General features: G+C 45.1%; 10 protein-coding genes and 1 tRNA gene. All 11 read left to right on the top strand.

Annotated elements, in window-relative coordinates:
- Positions 1-1,100: hypothetical protein (locus tag WKT10_RS12565; protein ID WP_340277563.1), on the top strand; the 1,100-nt coding region annotated here is incomplete at its 5' end.
- A gap of 2 nt (positions 1,101-1,102) precedes the next feature.
- A complete protein-coding gene (locus tag WKT10_RS12560; protein ID WP_340277561.1) occupies positions 1,103-1,258 on the top strand; it encodes a hypothetical protein in 156 nt (51 codons plus the stop codon).
- Complete coding sequence (locus tag WKT10_RS12555; RefSeq protein ID WP_340277558.1) at positions 1,233-1,733, top strand: DUF551 domain-containing protein; 501 nt, start codon at positions 1,233-1,235, stop codon at positions 1,731-1,733. The genes WKT10_RS12560 and WKT10_RS12555 overlap by 26 nt, the downstream gene beginning before the upstream one ends.
- A gap of 3 nt (positions 1,734-1,736) precedes the next feature.
- Positions 1,737-2,429, top strand: coding sequence for a DNA methyltransferase (locus WKT10_RS12550; RefSeq protein ID WP_340277556.1), 693 nt, complete (start codon positions 1,737-1,739; stop codon positions 2,427-2,429).
- A gap of 126 nt (positions 2,430-2,555) precedes the next feature.
- Entirely contained in the window at positions 2,556-3,404 is an 849-nt protein-coding gene (locus tag WKT10_RS12545; RefSeq protein WP_176256201.1) for a site-specific DNA-methyltransferase, read from the top strand.
- A gap of 274 nt (positions 3,405-3,678) precedes the next feature.
- Positions 3,679-3,864 (top strand): hypothetical protein, encoded by a 186-nt coding sequence (locus tag WKT10_RS12540; protein ID WP_340277550.1) that lies wholly within the window; start codon positions 3,679-3,681, stop codon positions 3,862-3,864.
- Complete coding sequence (locus WKT10_RS12535; RefSeq protein ID WP_340277547.1) at positions 3,861-3,998, top strand: hypothetical protein; 138 nt, start codon at positions 3,861-3,863, stop codon at positions 3,996-3,998. Before WKT10_RS12540 ends, WKT10_RS12535 begins: the two co-directional genes overlap by 4 nt.
- A 4-nt stretch (positions 3,999-4,002) precedes the next feature.
- Positions 4,003-4,233, top strand: coding sequence for a hypothetical protein (locus WKT10_RS12530; RefSeq protein WP_340277545.1), 231 nt, complete (start codon positions 4,003-4,005; stop codon positions 4,231-4,233).
- A gap of 11 nt (positions 4,234-4,244) precedes the next feature.
- The gene (locus WKT10_RS12525) at positions 4,245-4,646 is read left to right on the top strand and encodes a hypothetical protein (protein ID WP_340277543.1); all 402 of its coding nucleotides are present in this window, start codon (positions 4,245-4,247) and stop codon (positions 4,644-4,646) included.
- A gap of 163 nt (positions 4,647-4,809) precedes the next feature.
- Positions 4,810-4,882: transfer RNA gene (locus tag WKT10_RS12520), tRNA-Asn, on the top strand.
- Positions 4,883-5,110: 228 nt separating this feature from the next.
- Positions 5,111-6,058: a hypothetical protein gene (locus WKT10_RS12515; RefSeq protein WP_340277541.1), complete on the top strand. Its 948-nt coding sequence runs from the start codon at positions 5,111-5,113 to the stop codon at positions 6,056-6,058.
- Positions 6,059-6,081 lie beyond the last annotated feature (23 nt).

Genomic DNA, 6,081 nt, shown 5'->3' with positions numbered 1-6,081 from the left:
TAGATGTGACGGATGTACCGCCGGAACCAGAAAGAGCAGCTATGCAGAGCTGTGAGATATCGGTGGAGGACTTGATGCCTGAAGTGGAGCCTCTGCCGGTGGAGAGCGTTGCGACGTCGCAACGGGAAAACTGTCCAGCCCATCAGCTATCGGCCTATGGGACACCCAAGCGGGAATATCCGGCAGACAGCCTGATTGCTACAGAAGGATGTGAGGGAGGCCATTATTGTGATTCCTGCTCTATGGAGTGTGGGATCCGGCAAAAAGACCGGTGGTGTGTAGAGGCACCCTGCGGGAATCCGTTTCCGTGCGAGATTAGAGATCTGGATGGAATCCGTGAACTTGTAGGAGATACTTGTGAGTTCGTGAACCACGATCTGGTTTATCACCGGGCCGGAGACGGGGAGCCAAGCCCATGCTGTAAGCACTGCAAGGATCCTTGCGAATATATTTGCGGTCGGGCTATGAGGGCGCTGGATCAGGGGCCGGAACGGCTTGCTGCGAAAATGCAGCAGAATGAGGAAATCTGCTGCGAAAACAGCAGCGGGGAAGAACCGGGGGAAGATACTGAGCCTACAGACATGGAGCTGCTTAGGGAGATGCTGGAAAAAGAAAAGGCACTCCTGGATGAGATGATAAAGGTCGATGCAGTGAAAGGATTCCCGAAAAAGTTGCTCCGGAAGAAGAAAATACTGGTGGCAGCCCTTGCAGGAATGCTGTGTGATCTGGATATGCCAGAGCCGGAGGAACCGGAACAGCCGGAGCTTCCGATTATGAAAAACAACGATCAGCGCAAGGCATGGCTGAGAGATTATAAATCATGGGGCCTGTGGTATACAGATGAGCATATCGGGGCCCGGTATTACAAGTATGATTTTGAGAATGGGGCAAGGCTGATTGTGGAAGTATACACCCAGCATAATGAGTTTACTGGGCAGGATTATGAATCCTCATACTTACACTTGGTTGGAGGGCCGGAGCCGGAGAAGCATCCGACTGGGGCTTACGGAAGATGGCAGCGACATGAGACATACAGCCGGTATCCAGACAGTGAGACAGAACTGGTGGAGTTTTTGAAGGCATTGCAGAAAGGAAAATAGATATGGCTAAGATATGGATGCAGGGCAAAGAAAGATTTATGTGCCGGGTATGTGAGAATGAGAGGATTGAGCCGGGGCAGAAATACTGCCAGATATGCGGCGAGGCACTTGAGTGGGAGGAGGAAGGCGAGAATGAAGAGATTAACACAGAAAGATGAGCAGGGAAATTGGTGCTTGAAGGGTGTGTCATGGGAACAGCTGCATGAAGGACAGGTAATCACCAAGTCTTTACGGGAGCGGCTGTATGGAGCTCTCTGGAAGCTGATGGAGTACGAGGATACCGGGCTGACACCGGAAGAAATCGAACGGCTTAAGGAGCAGCACCGCTGGATTCCCGTGGAAGAGAGGCTGCCGGTGCAGGGAGAACCAGTTTGGGCGACTATAAAACACTCTGAATGGATCAACGATTATGACACTGATTGGCTTCCGGAAGAAGAGAAGAAATATCATCCAGAAAGCTACGGTGTGTATAAGGCGGAATATATAGGCGGAGGGATCTGGCAGTATTCGGATGATTATAACGAATGGATATACTGTGATGCAGTGGAGAAAGAGGAAAGGAATTTGGCAAATGTGTATGACACAGTGACCGCCTGGATGCCACTGCCGGAGCCGTACCAACCAGAGGAGTGACTTATGGAATATGGATATTACAACATGGACTGCATGGAGGGCATGAAACAATTCCCAGACAAATATTTTGACATTGCTATCACTGATCCTCCTTACTTTTCCGGCCCAGAACGCAGAGGGTATTATGGTCGGAAAGTAAGTCCGATAGGCGTACAGAGGTGCTACGAACCCTCAGAAAACTGGGAAGTACCAGGAGAAGATTACTTCCGTGAACTGGAACGTGTTTCCAAACATCAGATCATATGGGGCTGTAATTATTTTGACTGGAATTTTCCAACGGGAAGGATCGTATGGGACAAGTGCAATGGCTCCAACAGTTTCTCGGATTGTGAGATAGCCTCCTGCAGTCTGCATGATTCTGTCCGCCTGTTCCGGTATATGTGGAATGGGATGATGCAGGGAAAGAGCATCGAAGAGGGCTGGATCCAGCAGGGAAATAAGAAGCTTAACGAGAAACGGATCCACCCAACCCAGAAGCCAGTTAATCTCTACCGCTGGCTGGTCCAGAAATATGTACAGCCGGGATGGAAGGTACTGGATACCCATGTAGGGAGTGCCAGCAGCCTAATCGCATATGAGGAAGCAGGGATTCCGTATGTTGGATTTGAGATTGATCCTAAGCGGTATGAGCTGTCGAAACAGAGGCTTGAAGAGCATAGGGTACAGCTGGCATTACATGATTTTGGGATAATTTAAGGCTCAGTTGTAGTAAACAGTTGTGGTATTAAACAAGTAGTTGTTGTATCGAGTTAAATTGAGTTTTGAGAAAGGAGACCGGAGCGGTGGCCACCGTAATGGGATATCCCGGCTCTTTCTGGAAAAATGAAATACACAAAAAAAGTAAAATGTGAGATATACAGAGACAATATGCAGAATTACAAAAAATATGCAATCCCTCCAGCGCAGCTGATTATTGCGGATGTACCGTATAACGTAGGAAATAACTTTTATGGATCGAATCCAATGTGGTACAAAGGAGGGGATAACAGGAACGGGGAAAGCAAACTGGCGGGTAAGGCGGCATTTAACTCGGACTTCAATTTCAATCTTTTTGAGTATTTCCACTTTTGCTCAAAGATGTTAAAAAAAGATGATGTGAAACCGGTGCAGCGTGGCCGCAGCAGTGATAGCCCGTGCATGATCGTATTTTGCAGTTTTGAACAGATCCAGACATTGATTAAGGCAGCAGAAAAACATGGTTTTGTAAATTACATACCATTGGTTTTCTGTAAGAATTACAGCCCGCAGGTGTTAAAAGCAAATATGCGGATCGTAGGAGCGACAGAATATGCCCTTGTGCTGTACCGAGACCGACTGCCAAAATTCAGAAACGGCGTGAGGACGGACGAGAACGGAAAGACGATTCCTGGAACAGGGCATATGGTGTTTAACTGGTTCCGCTGGGAGAGGGATGGGAAAGACATTCCGAAAATCCACCCGGCACAAAAGCCGGTAAAGGTGTTGAAAAATCTGATAGAAGTCTTTACAGATCCGGGAGATGTTGTGATTGACCCCTGCGCAGGAAGTGGAAGTACATTACGCGCGGCGTATGAGTTAGGGCGAAGTGCATATGGTTTTGAGATTGACCGTACTTTTTATCGAAGGGCAAAGACTGAAATGCTGGCCTGGGAGCCAGCTGATCAGATCAGTATGTTTGATACGATAAATTAAGGTTTAGGAGATCAGCTATGAATTTTATCAAAAAGTTGTTTTGCAAGCATAAAAACAGTGAAGTTATTTGTTGGCATTGGACACATGGGCCAAATGGTAATGATATCAGATATTTAGAAATCCAGAGGAAATGTTCAGACTGTGGGAGATTTTTCTTTTCGTACATAGAAAATCGGAATGATTGTGAAAAATTTGTTTCAAAATATCCAGATAAACAGTGGTCAAATAAATGCAAACCAGTTTTGTAAAACTGACATTTAGAGGAGAAAACATAATGTACAAGAATCATGAAGGATATCCAGATCCGGCCGCAGGAGCTGCGATCCGGGAAGCGGACAGGCCGCCAGAAGATTACCGCAAGGCCGTCCGCATGATGCTCTTTACCGCTAAGTGTATGGGCTACCATGTGGAGGACACGATCAGGTTAAGAGACGAAAAGACAGGGAGGGTATGGCCGTGAATGTACTTAAGGGCGTAGTGGTTATCCTGTGGGCCATAACCGGGACGGTCAATCTGATACAGCACAATATTGACCGCTGGGATTACCTGATGGTCTGGGGCTCGCTGATGACAGTGCTTATGATCTGGAGGTGATATTATGCCGGGGCCAATATATTATGACCTGTACGATTGCGGGAAGCTTGTGGGACGGTACAGCGGGATTGAGCTGCAAAAGAGATTCGGCTGGAAGTGCAGGCCTCAGGTCGACAAGTACAGCGACATGGGAATCCTGTACCAGAAGAGGTACCTGATTGTCCGAGTGGATATGGAAACCTGGGCGGCTGAGTGGGATGAGGCCAGACAGAGGATTTTGAGGGCGAGGAGGTGATACCGTTGGAAATGACTGTAAAACGCTTGGAAAGCTACCAGAGACTCATGCAAGAAATCATAATCCTACGGTGTGAACTGAATGAGATGAATACAACAGATGCGGGACTGGGGAGCAGCGTCATAAAAGACTACAGTAAGGGCTTTGAACGCCCTCAGGCAGTAGTTGGCTTTGACGGTGAGCGATATAGGAGAAAGCGCCGCCTTCTGGACAAGAAAGAGGCAGAAGCGGCAGAAATCAAAAACTGGGTTGAGGCAATCGAAGACACGGTTACCAGAAAGGTATTTGAATATTACTATCTGGATGGGCTCCCGTGGAAGGAGATTGCAAAGAGACTGGGGTATCGGGATAATCCGGACTATCCAAGACTGATGATTAGGGATACATATCTGAAAAAAATGGGGATGAAATAAAAATAATTCGTTTTATTCGTTTAGTTCGTTTTATAATAAAATCCGAAGCCAAAGGCATAACGCCGACGGCTTACACTTAAATCGACGGTCGCCAGGGTGTCACAGCCCGGTGGCCGGTTCGTCTGGCTCTGGTTCCATACCAGGGCTGGACGCCCCCTTCTCCGGATCCTTAGCTCAGTCGGTAGAGCAGGTGGCTGTTAACCACCGTGTCCCAGGTTCGATTCCTGGAGGGTCCGTTAGCCTGGTTTAGGGATCTCCACCCAGACGTTCCAGGCGCAGAGAGACATCCTTGAGAGAGGGTGTCTTTTGTTATGTATACATTGACATTAAAGAACATATGTTCTATACTTTAAATATAAAGAGTCTACTTGTGAGATTTGTAATAATAGTGGGGGGATTTTTTGTATATTCTTTCTATGAGGCGTGTGGTATAATGGAAAAAACGTCGAAATGGAGAGATCGATATGGCACAGAAGAAAATATATTTTTATAAAGCGATATTATATGACGAGTATGGGGCGATTGCGTCACAAGAACTATTTAAGAACATAATAATCGAGATACTGAATAGGTATGGGATAGATCAAGAGGAATGTATTTCTATAGATATTACTCCGCATGAAGAAAGTATGCATTTAATTTTTGATGCGTATAACTATAAAAATGAAAAATTGTTTGGTCGGTTTAGCAGACAATTACCTAAGAATTCATTGGTCCACCATGAATATAGAACATATACATCATCAGACGTATTGCCTGGAGTAGATGAAAAAGAGCGGGGGATCGAAAAATATACTTATGGTATGTTAAATTATGTTTCGGGTATTTTTGCATTTGTATCCTCACAAGGTGCAACTAGTGAAAAAGCACTTAAAATTCTCATTGAGAAATACAAACCAGGTTATACTCTTGATTTGATATCAATACCAAACGAGAGAGGAATTGAGAGGATTTATGAGGGAAAAGATCCAGAGATATCTAAAGTAGAAATAGAAGTTCCTTTGCCTGATGCAGCAGTTCTTGAAAGTCTGTTCGGATGGAAAGATGCAGAGTTACTAAAAAGTTTGAGTGAAAATAAGCTCAGGATTTCAACAGTATTAAAATCAGAGCCTCGGAATAATCTTACCGATGAACCAGGGATTGTTCAAAAAGTTATTGATGCTGTAAAAGAAGGTAAGAATGGATATAATAAAGCAAAAATGGTTGCTCGTGCAAAGTCTGTAAAAGCTAGGGAATATAATTTTTTTGATGACAATTTTATGTATCCTATTGATATAGCACCTTATCATATGCAAAACAATGAAAGAATATATTATACAGCTCAGGAATTAGTGGATATATACAGGCAAAATATAACGTTGGCATTTAATGAGAGTAAGGGGATTTTGGATTTATTTAGAAACAATAATTAGCGATGAATAGAAAGAAGTGAGCA

This window comes from Enterocloster sp. HCN-30185, from assembly GCF_037890305.1.
GTDB lineage: Bacteria > Bacillota > Clostridia > Lachnospirales > Lachnospiraceae > Enterocloster.
The sequence above is the reverse complement of the archived record's forward strand: the minus strand, read 5'-3'. Positions and strand labels throughout refer to the sequence as shown.